This is a genomic window from Desulfovibrio diazotrophicus (assembly GCF_902498985.2).
GTDB classification, from domain to species: domain Bacteria; phylum Desulfobacterota; class Desulfovibrionia; order Desulfovibrionales; family Desulfovibrionaceae; genus Desulfovibrio; species Desulfovibrio legallii.
Genome location: NZ_OX346397.1, coordinates 740,057 through 761,786, shown reverse-complemented (window position 1 = coordinate 761,786; position 21,730 = coordinate 740,057). Strand labels below are relative to the sequence as shown.

The window sequence follows — 21,730 nt, the reverse complement described above, 5'->3', positions numbered from 1 at the left end:
CCGGCAAAACGGGACGAAAGGGCGGCAGCTGCGCAGCCCGCATAACGGCGAGCTGACGCGCTATCGTCCCGTTTGGACAAAAAACAACTTTTTGCGCTCGTGATGACAGCGGCGGATTTTTGCGTGCAGCGGACTCAAGTCCGTAATCCGCAAAAATCCGCCGTTTTCTTTGCGCAGGGGAGGCTAGGTGCATTTATATGAAAAATAACGTTTTCTACAAATCCCCATTCCTCTGCGAAAACACTGTTCGCTCTGCTATGCGGGCAGGGCAATGTCAGTCTGGTAGCCGGAAGCCATGCAGCGGGCAATGAGAGATCCATCACTGTCATAGACCATGACGTCATAGCTCTGGATGTGCGCGCCGCGGCGTACGGCAATGGCTTCGGCGCGCAGGGGGCCGGTTTTGCCGGGGCGCAGAAATTCGATGGCCGTGGAAAGGCTCACCACGCCGGTCAGCTTGCCGGCATTGGCCGCTGCACCGAAGGCCACGTCGGCCAGGGAAAAGATGGCCCCGCCGTGGGCAAAGCCCATGCCGTTGCGGTGGTCAGGGGTAAGGGGCATGGTGACCACGGCGTGTTCCGGCGTGGCGCTTTCAATGCGCATCTGGAGCAGACGCATGAGTTTGTCGTGTTTTGCCACATAGTTTTCCATACACAGTTCTCCAGCCGAAAGGCGCGGGCCGCAAAGTAACTGCAGCCCGCGCACGGCAGTGCTTTTTGTTTGCTTTTGGGCTTTGTCGGCGAAACAGGGGGGGGGGCACAGGCCCCTCCCGGAAGAACGTCAGGGCTTAGCCTTCCACCTGCTGAATGCCGTCCAGCTTCCACATGCCACCCGCCACGGGCCGCACAAAGTGCCATACCTCACGCACGGAGGTGGGCGCTTGCTGGGCGGGGTCTTCCCGCAGCAGCACATCAAAAAAGACCTGGGCATACTGGTCCGGCCCGTCGTTCTCAACGCCCAGCAGGTGGGCGTTGACCAAGAGCAGCTCCGTGCTGCCGGAGGTAGGGTCCGCCTCCATCTGGCGGCGTACTTCCTCCTGCACAGCCTGGGTGGCAAATTGAGCGATGTCGGCCATATCTCGTTTGTCCCAGGCCTGCTGCAGGCGGTTATAGGCCATCTTGGCCCCACGCAGAAATTCTTCCACATCAAAGCCCTGAGGAACGGAAACGGGCGGCGCGTCTTCCGTTGTTCCGCCCGTGGCCGCAGCCGTGCTGCGCAAGGCGCCCCAACCGTCGGCGCCCTCACGCCGGAAGGGTTCGTCCGTAGCGGCTGGCCCCTGACCGGCCCCGACCGGAGACGGCGCTCTGCGGAAGCGGGCAAAGAGCTTCAGACCAAAATAGATGAGCAGGCCGAAAATGAGGATATCCATAAAGCCGCCGCCGGCAAAACCGTGGCCCGAAAGCAGGGAACCGATAAGCGTGCCGGCCAGCAGCCCGCCCATGAGGCCGCCCATGCCGCCGAAAAGGCCGGGCCGGGCAGCGCCGGCAGCGGGCTGTTGCTGCTGTGGCCGGTTCTGGTTAACGGCCGGGCCCGGTCTGCTTGGGGCGGTTTGAGGACGGGCGGGTGCGGGTGTGCTCATAAACGGCTTGCCGCCAAACGAACGTCCGCCGCCCAGCCGGGCGGCTTCCGTGGTTTCGGTCACAGTAAGCAGGAGGGCACAGCAGCAGACCAGCAGTGCGGCCAGAAGCACGCTACGTTTCATGACATCTCCGGGAAAAGGGGTGAAGGCCGCTTGTGGGCGGCGGCAGAATAGTTGCGCCATGTGGCAGTATACATATACGCATCTTCCAGCAGAAAGCAAGAGCGGCCGCCGGGCCCAGGGGCTGCGGCGGCCGCTTACGCAAACAAAGAAAAACCTGGAGTATTACACAACGCCGAGGCAGCTAGAGCAATATCATTTTGAAGTTGTTCTGGCGACTGCGTGAACAGAAGTCAGTCATGCAGGTGCAAACGCAGTGTATATGCACAGTTACGCGCCACGGTGTGCGTAGTAAAGAGTTTGAGAATGCATATTCCAAAAGTTGCAATGCATTAGGGGGCTTTTTGCAGCGGCAGCAGCTTGTCCAGGGGCGATGGTGCAGCGGCTGGGGCGGCCTTGTCCTTGTGCCCGGTCTTGGAGTCAACCTGAGCCGCAGAGGCCTCCGGCTGGCCTCCCTCGGTTTTGGCCGCATCCGTTGTGTCCTTTTGTGCGGCTTTGGCTGTGGCGGCCTCTGGTTTGACAGCTGTCTTTTTGGCCGCATCCCCCTTGGCGGCAGCGTCTGGTTGCTGTGCAACGCTTTGCGCCCAGGGCAGGCGCGTGCCCAACCAGGGGGGCAGATTGTCTCGCCAGACCCAGCTGGCGGCCAGGGCCGCGCCCAGCAGAAGCAGGATGAGCGCTACGGCTGTCAAGGCCCGTGATCTGCCTTGGCCCAGGCGGGCAGGCAGGCCGTAAGGATCGTCCAGTGAGCGTTGCGCGCCGGGGGGCATGCTGCCTTCACGCGTGAGGCAGGCGCCCAGGCTCAGGTTAATGGGCGCACCTGTGTTGACGGCCCAGCCGGAGGCGTCCAGCAGAGGACCAAGGCTGCGCCGCCGCAGCTTGAACCAGGCCAGCAAGGTGGAGGGGCCGGAAATGCAGACAAACAGCCCGGCCAGGGCCAGCGGCCACCACCAACCCAGGGAGAACAGGGACTTGGCAATGTAGGCGAAGGAGGCGCTGACCATACTGATGCCTACGCTGAGGGCGGCGAAGATGCCCGCGCTCTTGGCTATGTCAAACGGCGGTTTGGCCGCAGCCGCAGCCGGTGGCGGCGTGGGGGCCACGGCTCCTGAAGCCAGGGAACCGGCGGTTTTGGTCGTGGCTGTGGCCACGGCTTTGTCCTTGGCGGCTACCAGTTTTTGCATTTGCTCGCCCACAAGATTGGCAAAGCGTACGTAGGGGGCCCACACGGCTTCCTTGAGGCTGATGGGATTGTGCACCACGCGCAGCAGGGCGCAGTCCCAGATCTGCCCGGCATTGTCCACAAACACGCCGTGGCGGCCTTTGACCAGGGCGGCGGTGCCCCCCGCGGTCAGGGCGGCGGCGATCTGTGCGGTTTGCGTCGCGCCCTGGGCGGTCTGGCGGGTGCACTGGCAGTAGAGCAGACAAAGGTGGCTTTGCGCGGCGAGGGCCATATGGCCTTCTACATCGGCTACGGGCACGCACAGGGAGCAGGAGCGGCTGTCCATGTACAACGTGCCGGCCAGAAAAATGGCGCGCTGGCCCGGCTCATAAAAATCGGCAAAGGAAAGAAAGTTCATGAGCAGGGTATAGAGGTGGGCGTGCAGAAGCAGCAGCTTTTCCAGAGCGCGCAGGGAATCCAGACGCGGTGCGGCTTTTTCGCGCTCCAGGCAGGCCAGAAAGCCCTGCCATACGTTGTTGGCAAGCAGGGCGTCCAAATCCGCATCCGTCACGGCGTCCAGGGCCTCCTGCGGCGCACGGGGTAAAAAAGCCCGTCCCAGCGGGTCGCCGGCAGGGGCAGCAGCCAGGGCGGGCAGGTCGGGCCGGGCAAAAGTTGCGGGCGCGGCCTCTTCGGGGGCGGCCGGTTGTGTTGGGCGCTGGGCCAGCAGGGCGGCGTAGGGCGCGAAGCGTTCCTTGAGGGCGCGCCAGGTTGCGGCGTCCAGAGACCATGCTTCGCCTTCTTTCTGCGGCAGCAGGGGTGCAAAAAGCCGACCAAAAGCGCGCAAATCTTCCTCCCAGGCGGGATTCACGCCACGCGCGGCGTCCAGCAGGGAACGGCCCGGCACAATGCGGGCCAGGGGGCGGCGCCGCAGGGTCTCTAACGAGAGCAGGGCCTCTTCGCCGTCTGCGGCAGCTTCGCCTTCCTCATTGAGGGAGGGCAGGGCGGCGGGCGTAAAGTCTGCCATCCGGCAACGGGTAAAATAATCGTCGATCTTGGGGGAGATTTTCTGGAGCAGCGTCCAAGCCTCTTCTGTGGCTGCGCCCAGGGGCAGCGCGGCCCCACGCACCTGGGCACGCCAGTCCCGGGCCTGCTGCAGGCGGGCGCGGATCTCTTGGGCCAGAGGCAAATCAAGGCCGGGCAGGCCGGAATCGTCACGTTTGGCTCCCGCCATGGCCATGCCCAGGCTGATGAAGCGGGCTACATCCGCCTGATCAGACGGCACTGAGCAGGGCGGCAGCACGCCGTCGCCGTTGTAGGGATATTCGGCGGCGGCGGCCAGAGCGGCGGCAATCTGCTCCCGCGCAACTGCCGCAGCGCCTTCCGCGTTGGCCGTGGCAAGCACCAGGCGGGCGGCGGCCAGCACTTCCGCGCCTTCAGGCGTGTCTTCGCGCAGGTTGTCCAGGGGCAGGTCCGGGGCGCGCTCCCGCAGACGGGAAGGGCGTTTAACCCGCTGGCAGACCCAGGCCACAGCGGCCAGCAGGTCGGCGGCGCGGATGCGTCCGTCCCCGTCTTCGTCCAGCAGGCGCAGGGTGGCGGTGTCAAATTCCAGCCCTTCGGTGGGGCAGCTCAAAGCCATCCAGAGCTTGGGGTCAAGGCGGTCAAGGTGACGCCATTCGTCGTCGGCAAGCAGCAGGGCCTGATCCAGACCGGCCATGCGCCGGAAAGAAAAGGCGGGAACCGGAGGATGGGCGGAGGTTTCCATGGCGTATCCAGGTTGAGGTTGTGCGGCGGCCGTAAAAAAATCGCCAACGCAGTTGCTAGTGGTAGTGACTAGCAGAAAATGCCAGCGAGGTCGAGCGCGGGCGGCGAGCGCGCAAGGGAGGGGCGTGTGCGCTCTGAAAAAAAGATGCCGTGCGGATTGAGAAAAAAATCTCTAAGTATGCAGATTGGCAACATATTGACAAGGTCGCTCCAATTCAGGACACTGACAGGGCAGAAGAGAGGGTTTTTGCCGCCTTTGGACAACCGCCGCAGCGGCGACGGCGGTTATTGTACTTTTTCTTCCAACATGTCATATTGTGCCGTATACTGCGCGCAGAGCCCCTGCCGGGCGCATCGGCGGCGGCTGTGCCCACGGCAAGGGGCCCCCTTGTCGGCAACGTCATCTTTGAGGAGGCATTCATGAATTGGAAAAAATTTGCCCTGGCTGCTCTGGCGGCACTGCTGCTTGTGCCCGCGCAGAGCGGTGGGACCCAGGCCGAGGAATTGACCGGAACGCTAAAAAAAATCAAAGATACCGGCATTATAACAGTTGGGCATCGGGAATCTTCTGTGCCTTTTTCGTATTATGACCTGCAGCAGAACGTGGTGGGCTACGCTCAGGATTACTCCGACAAGGTCGTGGCCGCCGTCAAAAAAAAGCTGAATATGCCCAACCTCAAGGTGCGCTACGTGCCCATCACCTCGCAGAACCGCATCCCGCTGCTGCAGAACGGCACCTTCGACTTTGAATGCGGCTCCACCACCAACAACCGCGAGCGCCAGCAGCAGGTGGATTTTTCCAACACATTCTTCATTGTGGGCACGCGCCTTCTGGTGGACAAAAATTCCGGCATCAAAGATTTTGACGATCTCAAGGGCAAGAACGTGGCCGTCACTGCCGGCACCACTTCTGAAAAGCTGCTCAACAAGATGAATGACGAAAAAAAGCTGGGTATCCATATCATCAGCGTCAAAGACCACGGTGATGCCTTCCGTACGGTGGAATCGGGCCGCGCCGTGGCCTTCTTCATCGACGACGCCCTGCTGGCCGGCGAGCGCGCCAAGGCCAAAAACCCCGCCCAATGGGCCATCGTTGGCACGCCCCAAAGCTATGAAGCCTACGGCTGCATGGTGCGCAAGGGGGATGCCCCCTTCAAGAAACTGGTGGACGACGTCATTGCCGAAATGCAGCTTTCCGGCGTGGCGGAAAAGTCTTATCAGCGTTGGTTCATGCAGCCCATCCCGCCCAAGGGGATGAACATGAACTTTGAAATGTCCAAAGAAATGAGGACGCTGTTTAAAGCGCCCAACGACAAGGCGTTGGATTAACCGTGCGGCGCGCGGGCCGGTTTGCGCCGACCCGCGCGTTTGCCTTGCATTTTCCACGCGCTGCGTGGCGCCGTCAGTGCAACGTAGTGTGACACAGTCTTTCAACCGGGATCCGACCCATGCAGGCAAATTGGAATTGGGGCATTTTTTTTGAACAGGCGCCGTTCGGCAACGTGACCTACTTCAGCTGGCTGGTGGACGGATTTCTGACCACAGCGGCCCTGTTTGTCTGTGCGTGGATTGTGGCTTTTGTGGCCGGATCGCTGTTCGGCATCCTCCGTACCCTGCCAAGTCGCCTTTTTCGCACCATTGGGGCCGCCTATGTGGCCATTTTTCGTAACATCCCTCTTATCGTCCAGTTTTTTATCTGGTACCTGAGCGCGCCGGACCTGCTGCCGCACGATGTAAGCGTATGGTTCAAAGCCGAACTTAATCCGAATATTCAATTTTTTATTTTATCCACCTGCGCCTTGGGCTTTTTTACCGGCGCGCGCGTCTGTGAGCAGGTGCGCTCCGGCATCCAGGCTCTTTCCAGCGGGCAGCGTTCCGCCGCCCTGGCCTTGGGCCTGACCCTGCCGCAGACCTATCTGTATGTGCTTTTGCCCAATGCCTACCGGATCATTATCCCGCCGCTCACTTCAGAGATGCTCAATATGGTCAAAAACACCGCCGTGGCCTCCACCATCGGCTTGGTGGAGCTGACCTCCCAGGCTAACCGGCTGTTGGAATTTTCCGGCTATGCCTACGAGTCCTTCATCGCCGTGACCCTGGCCTATGTCTTGCTGAATTTTGTGGTCATGCGGGCCATGAAACTTCTGGAGAACAAAATGCGGCTGCCCTCCGTGAGCATGGGAGGCAAAAATGCTTGATTTTGGTTGGAGTATGATTGCCCAGAGCCTGCCCCTGCTGGCCCAGGGCGCTCTGGTTACCCTCAAGATCACGGTCACGGCTGTGATCATGGGCATGGTGCTGGGCACGCTGCTGGCTGTAGCGCGCATCTCGGTTTTTGCGCCCCTGCGCTGGTTTGCAACGCTTTACGTCAATTGCTTCCGCTCCATTCCTCTGGTGATGGTGCTGTTGTGGTTTTACCTCATTGTGCCGCAGGTGCTGAGCAACGTGCTCAACCTTTCGCCCCAGACGGACATCCGCCTGGTTTCGGCCGTGGTGGCCTTCAGCGCCTTTGAGGCGGCCTATTACGCGGAAATCATCCGGGCGGGCATGCGCAGCGTCTCCGCCGGGCAGGGGGCGGCCGCCCTGGCCCTGGGTATGACCAGGCCCCAGGCACTTGTTTATGTGATCCTGCCCCAGGCCTTCCGCGTCATGACGCCCTTGCTGCTCACCCAGGGTATGATTCTGTTTCAGGATACATCCCTGGTTTACATCATCGGTCTGGCGGACTTTTTCCGCACGGCCACCAACATCGGCAAAACGACGGGCTTTGAAATCAACATGGTGCTGCTGGCGGGCGCGGGCTATTTTGTAGTCTGTTTCTGCGTTTCCCTGGCCGTGACCACGGTAAAAAAGAGAATAAAAGTATGAGCAACCCTCCTACCGAACCTGTGATCATCATCAATGACGTTTCCAAATGGTACGGCGACTTCAACGTGCTGCGCCACTGCACCACCCGCATCAATAAAGGGGAGGTGGTGGTGGTCTGTGGACCTTCCGGATCGGGCAAATCCACGCTGATCAAGACGGTCAACGGCCTTGAGCCGGTGCAGGAAGGGCAGATATTCGTCAACGGCACCGAAGTGACCAGCAAAAAAACCAATTTGGCCGAACTGCGCAGCCATGTGGGCATGGTCTTTCAGCATTTTGAGCTTTTTCCTCACCTGAACATCCTGCACAACCTTATTCTGGCGCAGGAAAAAGTGCTTAAACGCAAGCGCCAGGAAGCCATGGAAAAAGCCGTAGCCCTGCTCACTCGGGTGGGGCTGGAAGCGCAGATGAAAAAATATCCCTCCCAGCTTTCCGGCGGACAGCAGCAACGCGTGGCCATTGCCCGCGCCCTGTGCATGGACCCGGTGGCCATGCTCTTTGACGAACCCACCTCGGCCCTGGACCCGGAAATGATCAACGAAGTGCTGGACGTTATGGTGGAGCTGGCCTACGAAGGCATGACCATGATGGTGGTGACCCACGAAATGGGCTTTGCCCGCAAAGTGGCCCACCGAGTCCTTTTTATGGAAGACGGCCAAATTCTGGAAGATACGCCCAAGGAACGCTTTTTTGAAGCGCCGCAGACCCAGCGGGCCAAAGACTTTTTGGCCAGCATTATTTCACATTGAGCCACAGCCGACACAGCACCCATGTCTCAGCCGAATATCTATGTAATCCGTGCCATTGTTCCGGAATCTGTGGCTTTATTGCGCACCCGCTGCACGGTGGAGATGGGCCCCCTGGGCGGACTCGACCACGCGGCCCTTTGCGGAGCCGTACGCGGTCGGGACGGCATTATTGCCCCGGTGCTGCCGCTGGACGCGGCAGTGCTGGAAGCTCTGGCCCCTACCTGTAAAATCATTGCCTGCTACGGTGTGGGGTTTGACCATGTGGACGTGGCCGCAGCCACCCGCCTGGGCATCTGGGTGACGCACAACCCCGGCCTGGTCACCGAAGATACGGCCGACCTGACCATGGCCCTCATGCTAGGGGTGGCCCGACGCCTGCGCGAGTGCGACGCTTTTGTGCGCAGCGGCGAACAACCCTGGGGCCTGCTGCTCAAAATCGGGCAGCGGGTCAGCGGCAAAACCCTGGGCCTGGTGGGCGGCGGGCGCATCGCCCAGGCCGTGGCCCAACGAGCCGCCGGTTTCGGTATGCGGCTTATCTATACGGCGCACCGGCCCCGGCGGGATTTTGAAGCCCGGACCGGGGCGCGCTTTATGGAAAAAGACGCCCTGCTGGCCACGGCAGACTTCGTAAGTCTGCACGTTCCGCTAACCACCGAAACCCGGCACTACATCGGCCGACGTGAGCTGGAAATCATGCCCCGTCACGCCATCCTCATCAATACGGCGCGGGGGCCGGTGGTGGACGAAGACGCCCTGGCAGCAGCCCTCCAAAAGGGCGATATTGCCGGAGCCGGTCTGGACGTGTTTGAGCGTGAGCCGCAGATCCATCCCGGTCTGCGTGACTTGCCCAACGTGCTGCTGACCCCGCATAAAGGCGCTACCACCATGGACGGCTTTATCAGCATGGGCAACAGCTGTGCAGAAAAAATTTTCGCCGCCCTGGACGGTCGCGTGCCCCCGGACTGCCTTAATCCCGAAGCCCGGCAAGGCTGACGCAGTATCTGCCGGAACGCGCCTGCAACAACGTTTTGGTTCAGACGGACGCCGCCGCAAAACCACGCAAAGGCGAGGGGAGGGTGTCCGCCAGCAGGTCGACGGGGGTCAGCCCTGTCAGCGTCAGGGAGGCAAAAGGACGGCGGGCAGCCACGGCCAGCACATGGCCCGGCAGCTCCCGCCAGGTCAGCAGCCAGGGCCGGTTCCGCCAGTGGTACACGCCGTTCTGCAAGGGCAGCAGTGAGATTTCTTCAGGATTGCGCCACAAGCCCAGACCCACGGCCTTGAGCAGGCTTTCCTTCCCTGTCCAGAGGCGCAGCCAGAAATCCTCCGGCTGTGGCTGCTGCTCCAGGGCCCGGCGTTCCGCCGGGTGCAGGCCGCGCAAGGGCAGGGGCTGGTCAGGGGGCAGACGCGGCTCCACATCCACGCCCAGCGGCGGCGTTCCCACAGCCAGTACCGCATACTGTCCCGCGTGGCTCAGGCTGAAGCCAAGGCCGCCGGGCCGCCGTAATCGCGGCTTGCCCCAAGGGTTCAGAGTCAGATCCTGGTCGTGGCGCACACCCAGTACACGGCGCAGCAGCAACCCTGCCGCAAGGCAGCGCAACTGCTCCGCAGGAGCGACATACCGCTCCATACGCTGACGACGCGCCAGCGTAAGCCGCGATGCGGCTGCGGCGGCAAAAGGGGCCAAGTCTGGCCAGAATACCCAAAACAGTTCCATGACGGCTCCAGCACTATCCTGACAAGGCGTTTGCTTCAAGCCTGTCAGAGCGTGGACAAAAAACTTTAACAGCTTTTTGTTATTGCAAAATCCAAAAAATTTTCTTCCCTAACCCAGCGGCAAACCTGGCCTTGGAGAAATTTGCGCTTGGATTTTGCACGGGAAGGTGCTAGGGAAATGCTTTCTCGCGTCACGCCCAGGGAGGGCGCGGAGCGGGGAAAAGGGGCCCCGCCGTCGGGCGACGGCGGGGCTTGGGTTAAGGGGCCGGACTGCGGCAGAACAGTCCGGCCCAGGAGGAGGATGGCGTACTCAGGCCATAGGACGCAAGGATTGCCGGTAGATTCTGGTCACCAGTTCGTGCGAACTGGCCACCGGCGCTACGGAAAGCAACGGCCCCAAAGCCGGGGTGTGCTCCACCTGAGTACAAAATTTCTCCACATCCAGCTCCTGAACCCCCAGGTTCAGGAGCTTTTGCGTCAGGCCTACGGAAAAAAGCCACTGCTCCACGGCACGGGCCGCCTTGGGGGCTTCTTCGGGCAGGCCGTGCAGACCGGGGGCCAGCGGCGCCAGAATATCGGCCGCCACCGGCGCACAGGCGGGGTAGCATTCCCGCACTACCGCAGGCAGCAGCACGGCCAGACGCAGACCGTGGGGGGCCTTGCAAACGCTGCGCAAGGGCTGCTCCAACGCGTGGGCCATATGCAACAGTCCGTTGTCAAAGGCCAGCCCGGCCTGAATGGCAGCCAGGCACAGACCATAGCGGGCCTCCAGGTCGTCGGGCTGCTCCAGGGCCATGGGCAGCCAGCGGTGAACCAAGCGCACGGTTTCTCTGGCCAGCATAACCACAAAAGCATTGCTCACAGTGGTTGTGGCGGCTTCCACCACGCGGCTCAGGGCATCCACGGAAACATGACGGGTTTGTTCGGGCGAGAGCCCGGTCATAAGCGCAGGGTCGTCCACCGCATAACGCGGGTACATGCAGTCGTGGGCAATGACCGCGGTGCGGTTGTCCCGCACCAGGGTGGCTACGGCAAAGCGGTTGACCTCGCTGCCTACCCCATGGGTCAGGGGCACGGCCACCAGAGGCAGGGCCGTGCGGGGGCGGAATCTACAGCAAAACAGATCTTCGGCCGTCACTGTAGGGTTGGCCAGCAGCACGGCCGCGCATTTGCCGCAGTCTATGGAACTGCCGCCGCCGATGGCCAGCACGGCGCCCGCGCCCACCACGCGCCCCAAAGCGGCGGCTTCGTCCATACAGTCCGTGGAAGGGTCGGGCGTGACGCGGTTGTACAAGGCCAGCGTCAAACCCTGACGACGGGCCGCGTGTTCGGCCTCGTCCCAGGCCCCGCTGTCCCGATAGGCGTGCCCGCCGCAAACGCAGAGCACGGAGCGCACACCGTCTTCCTTCAGACGCGCAAACACGTCTTCCAGACGCGTCAAAGCCCCCACGCCCAGATAGACCGTGGTCCGCAAGCGAATTTCGCGCACGGCGGTATGCGTACAGGAGGCGTTGTCCATATGTACCTTCGGGCCGCGCCGGAGCAAAGCTGCGGTTTGGGCCGGTTCGCCAGTTTGCTATGCAGGGCCGCAAGGTCCGCAGAGGGCAGAGGGCTAAAAAAACGCCGCCTTGCGGAGGCATCGACTTGCGACAACTGCCGCAAGCTGCTCCAGAATAGGCCGGAAGTTTTTTTAGGTCAAGGAGCTGCGCAATTTTTCACATATTTTTTTTCATAAAAAATCTGCGTGTTCATGAAACCATTATAAAAAGTTGGGGTTTTTGTGCGGATTTTTTGGGGCCTGGGCGCGTTGCGTCTGACCCGGCGGCGGCGTATACTCCCTGCGTTTGTTGTCCTTTAACCCTGCGGCGGCAAGCCGCTTTGTTATGACTGTACACGAAATTCGCGCGCTGCTGGCGGCGGACAAAGCCACCGTGGGCACATGGCTGCAACTGCCTTCGCCCGATGTGGCCGAGCTCATGGCCCGGGCGGGCTACGACTGGGTGGCCGTGGACATGGAACACGGCTCTTTTGGCCGCACGGGCCTCCCCGACGTCTTTCGGGCCATTGAATGCGGTGGGGCCGCGCCCTTCGCCCGTTTGGGCGAGGCCAGCAAAACGCAGATCAAATCTGCCCTGGAAGCCGGCGCGCAGGGCCTTATCTTTCCCATGATCGAAAGCCGCGCCCAGCTCGACCGGGCCATCGACCTTTCCGTCTACCCCGGCCAGGACAGCTGGCGGCCGGCCGGGGAAACAGCCCCGGAATACCGTGGCGTGGGCTTTTGCCGGGCCAACGCCTTTGGCAAGAATTTTGACGACTACCGCGCACACCGCGCCCCGGAACTTTTCCTGGTGGCGCAGATTGAGCACATCCGCGCCGTAGAGCAGCTGGAGGCCATTGTTTCCCATCCGCGGCTGGACGCCATTATGGTAGGGCCCTACGACCTTTCCGGCTCCATGGGGCTTACCGGACGTTTTGACCACCCCGACTTCAAGGCAGTCATGGACCGCATCGCCGCCGTCTGCGCGCGCTGCGGGGCGCGTATGGGCCTGCATATTGTGCAGCCCGACCCCACAGAACTGGCCCGACAAATGGCGGCGGGCAGCCGCTTTATTGCCTACGGCATTGATTCCGTCTTTTTGTGGGCAGCGGCAGAGCGCCCCCGACAGGAGAACAGACAGTGAAGATCACCGTTTTCGGCGGATCGGGCTTTCTTGGCTCACACATCTGCGACAAACTTTCCGGGGCAGGGCATGCAGTAACTATTGTGGACCTGCACCCTTCCCCCTGGCTGCGGCAGGATCAGACCATGATCACGGGCAACATTCTGGATGAAGATGTGGTCCATCAGGCCGTGCAGGGCGCGGACATGGTCTTCAATTACGCCGGCATAGCCGACATTGGCGAGGCCAACAGCCGCCCGGTGGACACGGCCCGCATCAATGTGGTGGGCAACGTCATGGTGCTGGAGGCCTGCCGTCAGGCCAAAGTCAGACGCTACGTTTTTGCCAGTTCCCTGTACGTCTACGGCAAATCCGGCGGCTTTTATCGTTGCAGCAAGCAAGCCTGCGAGCTGTATATAGAAAATTATCAGGCCATGCACGGCCTGCCCTACACCATTCTGCGCTACGGCTCGCTCTACGGCCCGCGTTCGGACCGCCGCAACGCTATCCACCGTTTTGTCTATGAAGCCCTTTCTGCGGGCAGCATCACCTATTACGGCGCGTCCACGGCTCTGCGCGAATACGTGCATGTGGACGACGCCAGCACCGCCACCCTGGCCGTGCTGGCCCCGGAATTTGAGAATCAGAATATCATTATTTCCGGCAACCAGCCTATGCGGGTAGGAGACCTCTTCAAAATGATCGGCGAAATGTTGGGCAAGGATCTGGACATCAAGTACCAGAACGACCCCAACAGTGGCCACTATCAGATTACCCCTTACGCCTTCATGCCCAAGGTGGGGCGCAAGCTGGTGCCGCCCCTGACCGTGGACCTGGGGCAGGGCATTTTGCGCGTTATGGAAGAGGAGCACCGGCAGATGCATCCGGAATTGGCGTCCGAAGGGGGGTATCTGCTCCCCACCGACGACTGAAATGCCGCGTCTTTTTGCTTGTGGCTGCGTCAGCGCGCGTCTGTGCTCCGGTCGAGTACCGAAGACGTACACTCCCGTCGCCCCGTCCCCGCGCTTTCTTGCCACAAACAAAAATCCGCGGCATTTCGGGGGCGTCGCCTGTATGGCCTCTGGTCGCGGCCCGACAGGGCGCACAACAGAACCCACGGCGGTCTGCGTCAGTGCGCGTCTGTGCTCCGGTCGAGTACCGAAGACGTACACTCCCGTCGCCCCGTCCCCGCGCTTTATCCTTTTGCTTGCTGAAAACCGTGTAAAATCAGCCCCTCAAGGAGCCATTCCATGAATATTATCGCTATCATTCCAGCGCGGATGGGGTCCAGTCGGTATCCCGGCAAACCGCTTGCGCTCATCCACAACGTGCCTATGGTGGGCCATGTGGCCTTTCGCACGGCCATGAGCAAAACCCTTGCCGCCACCTATGTGGCCACCTGCGACGCCATCATTGAAAACTACTGCAAAGACGCGGGCCTTGCTTGCGTCATGACCGGCGACCATCATGTGCGCTGCTCCACGCGTACTGCCGAGGCTCTGCTCAAAATTGAGGCTGCTACGGGCAAAAAGGCCGACATCGTGGTCATGGTCCAGGGCGACGAGCCCATGGTCCGGCCCGAGATGATCGATGCCGCCGTGGCCCCCATGCTGGCCGACCCCTCCATCAACGTGGTCAACCTCATGGCTGAGATGGACACGCTGGAAGAATTTGAAGACCCCAACGAAGTCAAGGTGGTGGTGGACCGCAACAACGACGCTCTTTATTTTTCGCGCGAGCCCATCCCTTCGCGCAAAAAGGGCGCGGACAAGGTGCCCATGCGCAAGCAGGTCTGCATCATCCCTTTCCGCCGCGACTATCTGCTCCGTTTTAATGAACTGCAGGAAAGCCCGCTGGAAATCTACGAATCCGTGGACATGCTGCGCATCCTTGAATACGGCGAAAAAGTGCGTATGGTGCCTACCGATTGCCGCACTTGGAGCGTGGATACGCCGGAAGACCTGGCCCGTGTGGCCCGGCTGATGGAAGGCGACGACCTCATGCACGAGTACAGCAAATAAATGGCTGCGTCCTTGCCGCCGCGCGACTTTGGCCAGACTGCCCCAGGCCAGTCTGATCCTGGTCAATCTGATCCTGGCGAGAGCGCCCCCGGCCTGTCTGGACCGGCTCCGTCCGATTGCTCTGCGTCCATGTCCCCGGCGGCGGCTGGGCACACTGGCCCGCCCGGCGCAAAGCAACGTCTGGCCGCGGCCATGGAAGAGCTGTGGATAGCCCTGTTTGCCTGGGTGCCCACGCCCGTGGGGCTGGCCTTGCGGCTGCTGGCCTGGCGCTGGCTGTTCGCCCGCTGCGGTTCCGTGCGTTTCGGCACCGGGCTTACCCTGGCGGGCTGCCGGCAGATGCGGCTGGGCGACAACGTGCGGCTGGGCCGAGGCTGCTTTGTTACTGCCACGGATGGCACGCTGGTGCTGGACCACGATGTGGCCCTGTCGCCCTGCGTGCATGTGGGGGCGGACGCGGGACGCATCGAAATCGGGGCGCACACGGCCGTAGGGCCCGGTACGGTCATCCGTGCGGCCAACCACCGCATTGCCAGGCAGGACGTGCCCATCATGCGTCAAGGCCATGTGCCGGGGCAGATCATTATTGAAGAAGACGTCTGGATCGGGGCCAACTGCGTCATCACTCCGGACGTGCGCATCGGGCGCGGCGCCGTGGTGGGCGCGGGCGCGGTGGTCACCCGCAACGTGGCCCCCTTTACCATTGTGGGCGGGGTGCCCGCCAAGGTCATCGGCATGCGCGGTACAGCCGCCCCCCAAGGCGGCGTGGCGCATCCGCAACATTGAGGATGAATATATGGCTTTGCAATGCCTTGTGTTCGACTGCGACGGCGTGCTGCTGGACAGCGTGCCCATCAAGACGCGGGCCTATGCCCGCATTGCCGAACCCTTTGGCCCTGAGGCCAGAGACCGCATGGTGCTGTACCATACCCGGCACGGGGGCGTAAGCCGCTATAAAAAGTTCGCCTGGTTTTACCAGGAAGTGCTGGGCCGGGAGATCACGCCTGAGGAATCCGACGCGCTGGCCCGCCAGTTTGTGGACTATTCTCTGGAAGAGGTACGGCGCTGTCCGTTTATCCCTGGTGCGGAAGAAACCTTGCGGCGCTGGCGTGGCGTGCTGCCCATGTACGTTTGTTCCGGTGCGCCGGATGAGGAAGTCAAGGCCGTGCTGCGCGAACGTGGCTTAAAGGATTACTTTATTGGCATCCACGGTTCGCCGCCGGCCAAGGCCGAAGTTCTCAGGCGCATTGTCGCGCCTCTGCCCCTGGCTCCGGAAGACGCGCTCATGGTGGGCGACGCCCCCACGGACCGGGACGCCGCCGCACAGGTGGGCACGCTGTTTTATGGCGTGGGGCCGGAGCTGCAAGGCGGGGAACATCCTTGGGGGCCTGACCTCACGGGGCTCAATGAATGGATTGCGGCCCGGGTATGACGCGCAGAACCGCCGTATTTTTTCTCCGCAGCCGCAAGCCTGCGGCCCGTGCTCTGGCCCGACGGCTGCCCCGGCTGCTGGCCCCTGTGCTGGTGTATCCCCTGCTGGCCTTGGTGGCGCTGTCGCTCACGGCTTGCGACAATGACAGCAAAGAGACGCCGACGACGTCAACAACGACTTCGGCGGCCCCCCAGCATGCCGCCAAGGGCCAAAATCAAACCGCCGACCAGCCGCAACCAGCTGACAGTGACCAAGCCCTTCCCTTGCCCACGGAGGCAGAGCGGGTAAAGGCCGACGCCGTGGTGGCCTTTTATAACGACGCGCTCAATGCGTTGGCTTCCGGCCGCTACGGGCAGGCCGATCTGCTCATGGTGCAGACCCGTTACTATCTGCAGGAATGGCAGTTGCTGCCTCGCCCTGAGGCTTCGGGCGACGAAGACCGCGCGCTGGCCCGGCAGCTGACGCCGCCCGCCGGGCTGCTGCCGGAAGCGGACGCGACGCTGCTGGTCCGCCAGGCGGAAATCATGGCCAAAACCGCGGCCAGCATCAGGGCGGATTATCGTGCGTTGGAGCGCTACGTTAAGGACGTGGACATTCAGGACGACGGGGTCAAGGGTCGGGCCTTGGCGGCAAGCATGGAAAAAGCGCACGCGGAGTTTGCGGCGGCGCGGGAAAGTTATGTGCGCACGGTGGAGGCCCATGCCGTGACGGCCGAGGGCCTGCTTTTGCGCGGACACCCGTTGCGGCGGCAGATTCTGGCTGCGGAGCGGGTGTTTGCCGGCTGCGGCGCGGTTGCCCGGCTGCTCACGCCGCCCGTGCCGGACCAGGCGGCCTTGCGCGCACAGCTGCATGATCTGCGGGCGGCTTTGGCCACGGCTGGCCGCCCGCCCTTTCTTGCTGCACCGGAGGTGGAGCGCCTGTTCCGCGCCTTTCTGAAAACGGCCGCAGAGTATGAAACCCTGTTGGCGCAAGGGGTGGAGGCACAGTTCTTCAGCGCGCCCCTGCGCCAGCGCATGAACGACGCCGTGCGCAACAGCCGCGCCGCCTACAATGCCTTTGTGCGCGCCGCCAACACGGAGCAATAAAAGAAAAGTTCCCTTCCCCCCATATGTTCCCCCATACATCTACCCCGGCAGCAAGCCGGCCAGCTGTGGGAGCAGGGAGATGGCAGCCGAAAGGGTGCGGCGGGCGACCGCGCGGCGTTCCGCCACGGGCCGTGTGCGGGCCACGGGGCTTGCGGCGGGCTGCGGCGCTTCCTGTGTCTCTCGGCGTTCCTTGGCCAAGGCCATGAACAGGCGGATGCGGTTGAGCTGGTTGGCCTCGCTGCTGCCGGGGTCGTAGTCAATAGCCATGATGTTGGCTTCTTCGTGCAGGCGGCGCACGGTCTTGAAGGAGCCGCGCCCCACCACATGGTTGGGCAGGCAGCCAAAGGGCTGCAGGCAGAGCACGTTGTTGACGCCGTGGTGCATGAATTCCAGCATTTCTGCGGGCAGCAGCCAGCCTTCGCCAGCGGCGTTGCCCAGGGAGAGGGCCTGTTCGCCCAGCTGGGCCAGGCCGTCAATATGGGCCACGGGCATAATTTTGTCTGCCAGCGGGGAGCTCGCCAGCAGGGCACGCGGGCCCCGGCGCAGTTTTTCCACCCGGCGGATGGCCAGAGCGCTGCCCAGGGCCGCCAGGGTAGCGCCGCCCTGGGCCCGCCAGTCATAGATGGAATCCATCAGACAGTAGAGCATGAAGTTGGTCAGGTCCGGCAGGAGCGGTTCGCCGCCTTCCTGACGAATCTGGGACACGATATGTTTATTGGCGTCCTCGTGGTAGGTAAGGAGGATTTCGCCCACCACGGCCACGCGCGGACGTGGGGCCACATCCAGAGGGATTTGTTCAAAATCGCGCAGCAGGCGGGGCATCTGCTTCTGAAAGGCGTCCACATCGCCTTTGCGAACGCTGGGGGCCAGGGTGCGCAGCCAGGCCTGGGTGCGGTCTTCGGTGTCGCCCTTATGGCGTTCGTGGGTGCCTGTGAACAGCGAGAGGCGCTGGAGCATATCGCCGCCCAGCATGCCGAGAACCATGCGCCCCAGCAGGGCGCGGGAGGGTCTGAATCCGGGCTGGTTGTTTGCGCCGGAGGAGCTGAGCCGCAGAACGGGTACCTGTGGAAAGCCGCACTCCCGCAGCGCCTTGCGCAACATGCCGGGGTAGTTGCTGGCCCGGCATGGGCCGCAGGTCTGGGAAAAGAGCAGGGCCGTACGCGCGGGGTCGCAATGCCCGTCGCAAAGGGCTTCCAGCAGCTGGCCGATGGCCACAATAGCCGGGTAGCAGGCGTCGTTGTTCACATAGGCCTGGCCCAGGTCCACGGCCCTGGCACTGACCTCAGGCAGCAATCGCACTTGGTGGCCTTCGCCCTCCAGGGCTTCCACCAGCAGGGGAAAGTGCAGGGGGGCCATTTGGGGCACCAGGATGGTGTGGCTGGCGGCGTGGTGTCGGGTGAACGCGGTCGGAGCGGCCAGAAGTGCGGCTCGTTCCGCCGTTGCGGCTTCGGAACGGGAACGGGTCACGGCCAAGAGCGAACGGATGCGGATGCGGGCCGAGGCCAGGGCGTTGCCCTCGTCCATCTTGATCAGGGTATAGAGTTTGCCGCTGGCACGCAGCAGCTCACGCACCTGATCCGTGGTGATGGCGTCCAGGCCGCAGCCGAAAGAGGTAATCTGCACCAGCTCCACCCGCGCGCCGGCGTGGTTCGCTTGCCCCACCCAGGCGGCCGCGCGGTACAGTCGGGCAGGGTAGGTCCACTGGTTGCGCACGCGCAGGCCCTGCAGCAGAGGGCTGTCCATGCCGCCATGGGGGATGGCGTCTTCGCTGATGACCGCCGCCCCCAGACCGGCAATGAACTCCGGCAGGCCGTGGTGCACCTGTGGATCCACATGGTAGGGCCGGCCGGCCAGCACCACCAGGGAGCCGTGGTTGCGCCGCACGTCGTCATAGATGCGGTTGGCTTCTGTGCGCAGTTCGTGCCAGTAGCGGCGTTGTTCTTGCGAGGCCAGGCGTACGGCGGCCCGCACCTGGGCGCGGGGCAGGCCAAATTCTCGGCAGAGGTTGCGCACCAGGGAGGCCGTGTGGGTCAGGTTGACAAAAGGGGCGTGCAGCACGGCTCCGGCTTGGGCCAGTTCCGGCAGATTTTCGCGCACCACCTGCGGGTAACCGCAGGCCACAGGGCAGGAGAAGGTGTCGCAGAGTTCGGGAAATTCCTGCGCTTCGCGCGGGATGCAGGGGAAGAAGATGTGCTTTATGCCCCGGTCCAGCAGGGCCAGGACATGCCCATGGGCCAGTTTTGCCGGGTAGCAGACGCTCTGTGAAGGCACGGAGGTCAGACCCGCCGCGAACAAGGCGCGGTTGGTGGGCGGGGAGACTTCTACCCGGTAGCCCAGGTTGGTAAAGAGGGTAAACCAGAAGGGGTAGTGCGTGTACATGTTGAGCACGCGCGGAATGCCCAGCCGCCCGCGGGGCGCGGCGTCCTCCGGCAGCGGTTCATAGCGGAAGAGGCGTTGGTTTTTCCAGGCAAACAGGTTGGGGGCGGGCGGCGCGGCCCCCCGGCGGGATTCGCTGAAGCGGTCGCAGCGGTTGCCCGCAATATGACGGGTGCCGTGGGAAAAACGCGTTTCGGTCAGCAGGCAGTGGTTGCCGCAGTCCCGGCAGCGGAAGCTGCGGGTACGCATGACCAGGCTCCGGATGAGCGCGCCGGAGAGCGGCGAGCGGGCCCTGGTGTCGGTCAAGGTCTCCTGGGCGGACAAGGCCGCGCCAAAGGCCCCCATGAGCCCGGAAAGGGCTGGTCGGTACACGGGGTGGCCCAAGGTGCGCTCCATGGCGCAGAGCAGGGCGTCATTGAGAAAGGCCCCGCCCTGCACCACCACATGCTCGCCCAGTTCAGCCACGCTTTTGATGCGCAGCACCTTGTCCAGGGCGTTGCGCACTACGGAATAACACAGCCCGGCCGCAATGTCCGAAACCTGCATGCCTTCTTTTTGTGCCTGGGTCACCTTGGAGTTCATGAAGACTGTGCAGCGCGAGCCAAGGTCTGCCGGGTGGGCGGCAAAGAGGGCCAGCCGGACAAATTCCTCCATGTCCAGGCCCAATCCGCGTGCGAAACTTTCCAAAAAAGCCCCACAGCCGGCGGAGCAGGCCTCGTTGAGGTTCACATCGCTGATGACGCCGTTTTCCACCTTCAGGCACTTCATGTCCTGGCCGCCGATGTCGATGACGTAGCTCACCTGGGGCGCCAGACGCAACGCCGCCTTGAAGTGCGCCAGGGTTTCCACCAGCACGCAGTCCACTCCCAGGGCGGATTCCGCCAGATGGGCCCCGTAGCCTGTCGCTCCGGCCCCGGCCAGCCATGCGCCTTCCGGAATTTTGTCCAGCATGTCGGCCAGGGCGGGCAGCAGGGTTTGCAGCGGGTTGCCGCCGTTGGAGGCGTAGCGCCAGTCCAGCGGGGTCTGCCCCGCGTCCATAAGCACGGCCTTGACGGTGGTGGAACCCAGGTCCAGCCCCAGATACAGGGGGCCTCTGGCGGCGGTGAGCAGCCCCTTTTGCGGCTGGGCCGGGGCCGGCTGGCGTTCCCTGAAGGCCGCATAGGCCTGCTCGTCGGCAAAAAGCTGGGGCAGGGCGCGAGCCGTGATCGGCAGGGGTTCGTCCACCAGGGCGGCGGCCCGCTCGGCCAGGCGGGACAAATCTACCGCCGTGTCGTTGCCGCGCACGCACAGGGCCGCCCCTATGGCGGCGGCGCATTGGGCGTGGGGCAGGGCCACTACGGCTTCCGGCTTCAGGTTGAGGGAGGCGATGAAGAGCTTTTTGAGCTCCGGCAGAAAATGCAAGGGGCCGCCCAAAAAGGCCACCTTGCCTGCAATGGGCCGGCCGCAGGCCAGACCGCCGATAGTCTGCTCCACCACAGCTTGCAAAATGGAGGCCGCAATGTCCTCGCGGGGCACGCCGCCATTGAGCAGGGGCACAATGTCCGTCTTGGCGAACACGCCGCAGCGCGAAGCAATGGGATAGAGGGTTGTGTGACGCGCGGCCAAGGCGTTGAGCCCTCCGGCGTCGGTATTGAGCAGACGGGCCATCTGGTCGATGAAGGCCCCTGTGCCGCCGGCACAGGATTCGTTCATGCGCAGTTCCACATCCTGCCCGAGGTAGAGCAGCTTGGCGTCCTCGCCGCCAAGCTCCACGGCCACTGTGGTGTCTGGTGCGGCGTGGCCCACGGCGCGGGCCGTGGCCAGCAGTTCCTGCATGAAGGGAAGGTCGAGCCGCGCGCCCAAATCGAGCGCGCCAGACCCGGTGATGGCGGCGACAACGCGCGTGCCGGGACGGCGGGTCGCCAGATCCGTCAGCAGACCGGCGAGGGTGGAGCGCACCGCAGTGCCGTGTCTGTTGTAACGAGTTTCCAGAACATGGCCGTCGGCGTCCAGCAAGGCCAGTTTTACTGTAGTGGAGCCGATATCCAGGCCCAGCAGAGCCGCAGAATTCGGTAACACGGGCAAGTCCTCATAGTGCCGAAGGGGTGTGGGCGAAGGCGGGCTTGCAAAGCAAAAAATGTGCGTAAGGCACAAGAAAGGCGCCGCCAGAGCCGCGGGCGAGCGCGCCGCCTTCCGATACGTTTTCAGGCTAGCGGATTGCCCAGAAATTA

At 63.0% G+C, this 21,730-nt stretch carries 17 protein-coding genes; 11 read left to right on the top strand and 6 right to left on the bottom strand.

Annotated elements, in window-relative coordinates; translation table 11 throughout:
- Positions 1–255: 255 nt before the first annotated feature.
- The 3 genes from J7I12_RS03325 to J7I12_RS03315 form a co-directional block, all read right to left on the bottom strand.
- Positions 256–651: a PaaI family thioesterase gene (locus J7I12_RS03325; protein WP_208360878.1), complete on the bottom strand. Its 396-nt coding sequence runs from the start codon at positions 649–651 to the stop codon at positions 256–258.
- A gap of 136 nt (positions 652–787) precedes the next feature.
- Positions 788–1,702 carry a Tim44 domain-containing protein gene (locus J7I12_RS03320; protein WP_208360880.1) on the bottom strand — a complete coding sequence of 305 codons (915 nt, stop codon included), beginning with the start codon at positions 1,700–1,702 and terminating at the stop codon, positions 788–790.
- Between the two features lie 329 nt (positions 1,703–2,031).
- Entirely contained in the window at positions 2,032–4,620 is a 2,589-nt protein-coding gene (locus J7I12_RS03315; protein WP_208360882.1) for an ABC transporter permease, read from the bottom strand.
- A gap of 419 nt (positions 4,621–5,039) precedes the next feature.
- Here J7I12_RS03315 and J7I12_RS03310 point away from each other — a divergent pair, with 419 nt between their 5' ends.
- The 5 genes from J7I12_RS03310 to J7I12_RS03290 all read left to right on the top strand — a co-directional run bounded on the left by J7I12_RS03310 (position 5,040) and on the right by J7I12_RS03290 (position 9,229).
- Positions 5,040–5,948 (top strand): glutamate/aspartate ABC transporter substrate-binding protein, encoded by a 909-nt coding sequence (locus J7I12_RS03310; protein ID WP_118228982.1) that lies wholly within the window; start codon positions 5,040–5,042, stop codon positions 5,946–5,948.
- A gap of 119 nt (positions 5,949–6,067) precedes the next feature.
- Positions 6,068–6,817: an amino acid ABC transporter permease gene (locus J7I12_RS03305; protein WP_118228981.1), complete on the top strand. Its 750-nt coding sequence runs from the start codon at positions 6,068–6,070 to the stop codon at positions 6,815–6,817.
- Positions 6,810–7,487, top strand: coding sequence for a glutamate/aspartate ABC transporter permease GltK (gene gltK / locus J7I12_RS03300; protein WP_118228980.1), 678 nt, complete (start codon positions 6,810–6,812; stop codon positions 7,485–7,487). Before J7I12_RS03305 ends, gltK begins: the two co-directional genes overlap by 8 nt.
- Positions 7,484–8,236, top strand: a complete 753-nt coding sequence (locus J7I12_RS03295) for an amino acid ABC transporter ATP-binding protein (protein ID WP_270229082.1) — start codon at positions 7,484–7,486, stop codon at positions 8,234–8,236. The genes gltK and J7I12_RS03295 overlap by 4 nt, the downstream gene beginning before the upstream one ends.
- Positions 8,237–8,257: 21 nt before the next feature.
- Positions 8,258–9,229: a 2-hydroxyacid dehydrogenase gene (locus J7I12_RS03290; protein WP_208360884.1), complete on the top strand. Its 972-nt coding sequence runs from the start codon at positions 8,258–8,260 to the stop codon at positions 9,227–9,229.
- A 40-nt stretch (positions 9,230–9,269) separates the two neighbouring features.
- On the opposite strand, the gene J7I12_RS03285 is transcribed toward J7I12_RS03290, so the two are convergent.
- Together J7I12_RS03285 and J7I12_RS03280 are read right to left on the bottom strand one after the other, a co-directional pair.
- Positions 9,270–9,950 (bottom strand): 4'-phosphopantetheinyl transferase superfamily protein, encoded by a 681-nt coding sequence (locus tag J7I12_RS03285; protein ID WP_118228978.1) that lies wholly within the window; start codon positions 9,948–9,950, stop codon positions 9,270–9,272.
- A 309-nt stretch (positions 9,951–10,259) separates the two neighbouring features.
- Complete coding sequence (locus J7I12_RS03280) at positions 10,260–11,468, bottom strand: iron-containing alcohol dehydrogenase (protein ID WP_118228977.1); 1,209 nt, start codon at positions 11,466–11,468, stop codon at positions 10,260–10,262.
- Positions 11,469–11,832: 364 nt separating this feature from the next.
- On the opposite strand from J7I12_RS03280, the gene J7I12_RS03275 reads away from it, so the two are divergent.
- The 6 genes from J7I12_RS03275 to J7I12_RS03250 all read left to right on the top strand — a co-directional run bounded on the left by J7I12_RS03275 (position 11,833) and on the right by J7I12_RS03250 (position 17,144).
- On the top strand, positions 11,833–12,630 hold the full coding sequence (locus J7I12_RS03275; protein WP_118228976.1) for an HpcH/HpaI aldolase family protein: 798 nt from the start codon (positions 11,833–11,835) through the stop codon (positions 12,628–12,630).
- Positions 12,627–13,541, top strand: a complete 915-nt coding sequence (locus J7I12_RS03270) for an NAD-dependent epimerase/dehydratase family protein (RefSeq protein ID WP_118228975.1) — start codon at positions 12,627–12,629, stop codon at positions 13,539–13,541. Before J7I12_RS03275 ends, J7I12_RS03270 begins: the two co-directional genes overlap by 4 nt.
- 318 nt (positions 13,542–13,859) lie before the next feature.
- Positions 13,860–14,630 (top strand): 3-deoxy-manno-octulosonate cytidylyltransferase, encoded by a 771-nt coding sequence (locus J7I12_RS03265; RefSeq protein WP_118228974.1) that lies wholly within the window; start codon positions 13,860–13,862, stop codon positions 14,628–14,630.
- A gap of 192 nt (positions 14,631–14,822) precedes the next feature.
- Positions 14,823–15,413, top strand: coding sequence for an acyltransferase (locus J7I12_RS03260; RefSeq protein WP_236031472.1), 591 nt, complete (start codon positions 14,823–14,825; stop codon positions 15,411–15,413).
- 10 nt (positions 15,414–15,423) lie between these two features.
- Complete coding sequence (locus J7I12_RS03255; RefSeq protein ID WP_208360886.1) at positions 15,424–16,059, top strand: HAD family hydrolase; 636 nt, start codon at positions 15,424–15,426, stop codon at positions 16,057–16,059.
- Complete coding sequence (locus J7I12_RS03250; protein WP_208360888.1) at positions 16,056–17,144, top strand: hypothetical protein; 1,089 nt, start codon at positions 16,056–16,058, stop codon at positions 17,142–17,144. The genes J7I12_RS03255 and J7I12_RS03250 overlap by 4 nt, the downstream gene beginning before the upstream one ends.
- 39 nt (positions 17,145–17,183) lie before the next feature.
- On the opposite strand, the gene J7I12_RS03245 is transcribed toward J7I12_RS03250, so the two are convergent.
- Positions 17,184–21,578, bottom strand: coding sequence for an acyl-CoA dehydratase activase (locus tag J7I12_RS03245; RefSeq protein ID WP_208360890.1), 4,395 nt, complete (start codon positions 21,576–21,578; stop codon positions 17,184–17,186).
- Between the last annotated feature and the right edge of the window lie 152 nt (positions 21,579–21,730).

Bases quoted from the DNA above. Each gene is read 5' to 3' on its own strand.
- J7I12_RS03325 (WP_208360878.1), bottom strand. From the start codon at position 651: ATGGAAAACTATGTGGCAAAACACGACAAACTCATGCGTCTGCTCCAG.
- J7I12_RS03320 (WP_208360880.1), bottom strand. From the start codon at position 1,702: ATGAAACGTAGCGTGCTTCTGGCCGCACTGCTGGTCTGCTGCTGTGCC.
- J7I12_RS03315 (WP_208360882.1), bottom strand. From the start codon at position 4,620: ATGGAAACCTCCGCCCATCCTCCGGTTCCCGCCTTTTCTTTCCGGCGC.
- J7I12_RS03310 (WP_118228982.1), top strand. From the start codon at position 5,040: ATGAATTGGAAAAAATTTGCCCTGGCTGCTCTGGCGGCACTGCTGCTT.
- J7I12_RS03305 (WP_118228981.1), top strand. From the start codon at position 6,068: ATGCAGGCAAATTGGAATTGGGGCATTTTTTTTGAACAGGCGCCGTTC.
- gltK (WP_118228980.1), top strand. From the start codon at position 6,810: ATGCTTGATTTTGGTTGGAGTATGATTGCCCAGAGCCTGCCCCTGCTG.
- J7I12_RS03295 (WP_270229082.1), top strand. From the start codon at position 7,484: ATGAGCAACCCTCCTACCGAACCTGTGATCATCATCAATGACGTTTCC.
- J7I12_RS03290 (WP_208360884.1), top strand. From the start codon at position 8,258: ATGTCTCAGCCGAATATCTATGTAATCCGTGCCATTGTTCCGGAATCT.
- J7I12_RS03285 (WP_118228978.1), bottom strand. From the start codon at position 9,950: ATGGAACTGTTTTGGGTATTCTGGCCAGACTTGGCCCCTTTTGCCGCC.
- J7I12_RS03280 (WP_118228977.1), bottom strand. From the start codon at position 11,468: ATGGACAACGCCTCCTGTACGCATACCGCCGTGCGCGAAATTCGCTTG.
- J7I12_RS03275 (WP_118228976.1), top strand. From the start codon at position 11,833: ATGACTGTACACGAAATTCGCGCGCTGCTGGCGGCGGACAAAGCCACC.
- J7I12_RS03265 (WP_118228974.1), top strand. From the start codon at position 13,860: ATGAATATTATCGCTATCATTCCAGCGCGGATGGGGTCCAGTCGGTAT.
- J7I12_RS03260 (WP_236031472.1), top strand. From the start codon at position 14,823: ATGGAAGAGCTGTGGATAGCCCTGTTTGCCTGGGTGCCCACGCCCGTG.
- J7I12_RS03255 (WP_208360886.1), top strand. From the start codon at position 15,424: ATGGCTTTGCAATGCCTTGTGTTCGACTGCGACGGCGTGCTGCTGGAC.
- J7I12_RS03250 (WP_208360888.1), top strand. From the start codon at position 16,056: ATGACGCGCAGAACCGCCGTATTTTTTCTCCGCAGCCGCAAGCCTGCG.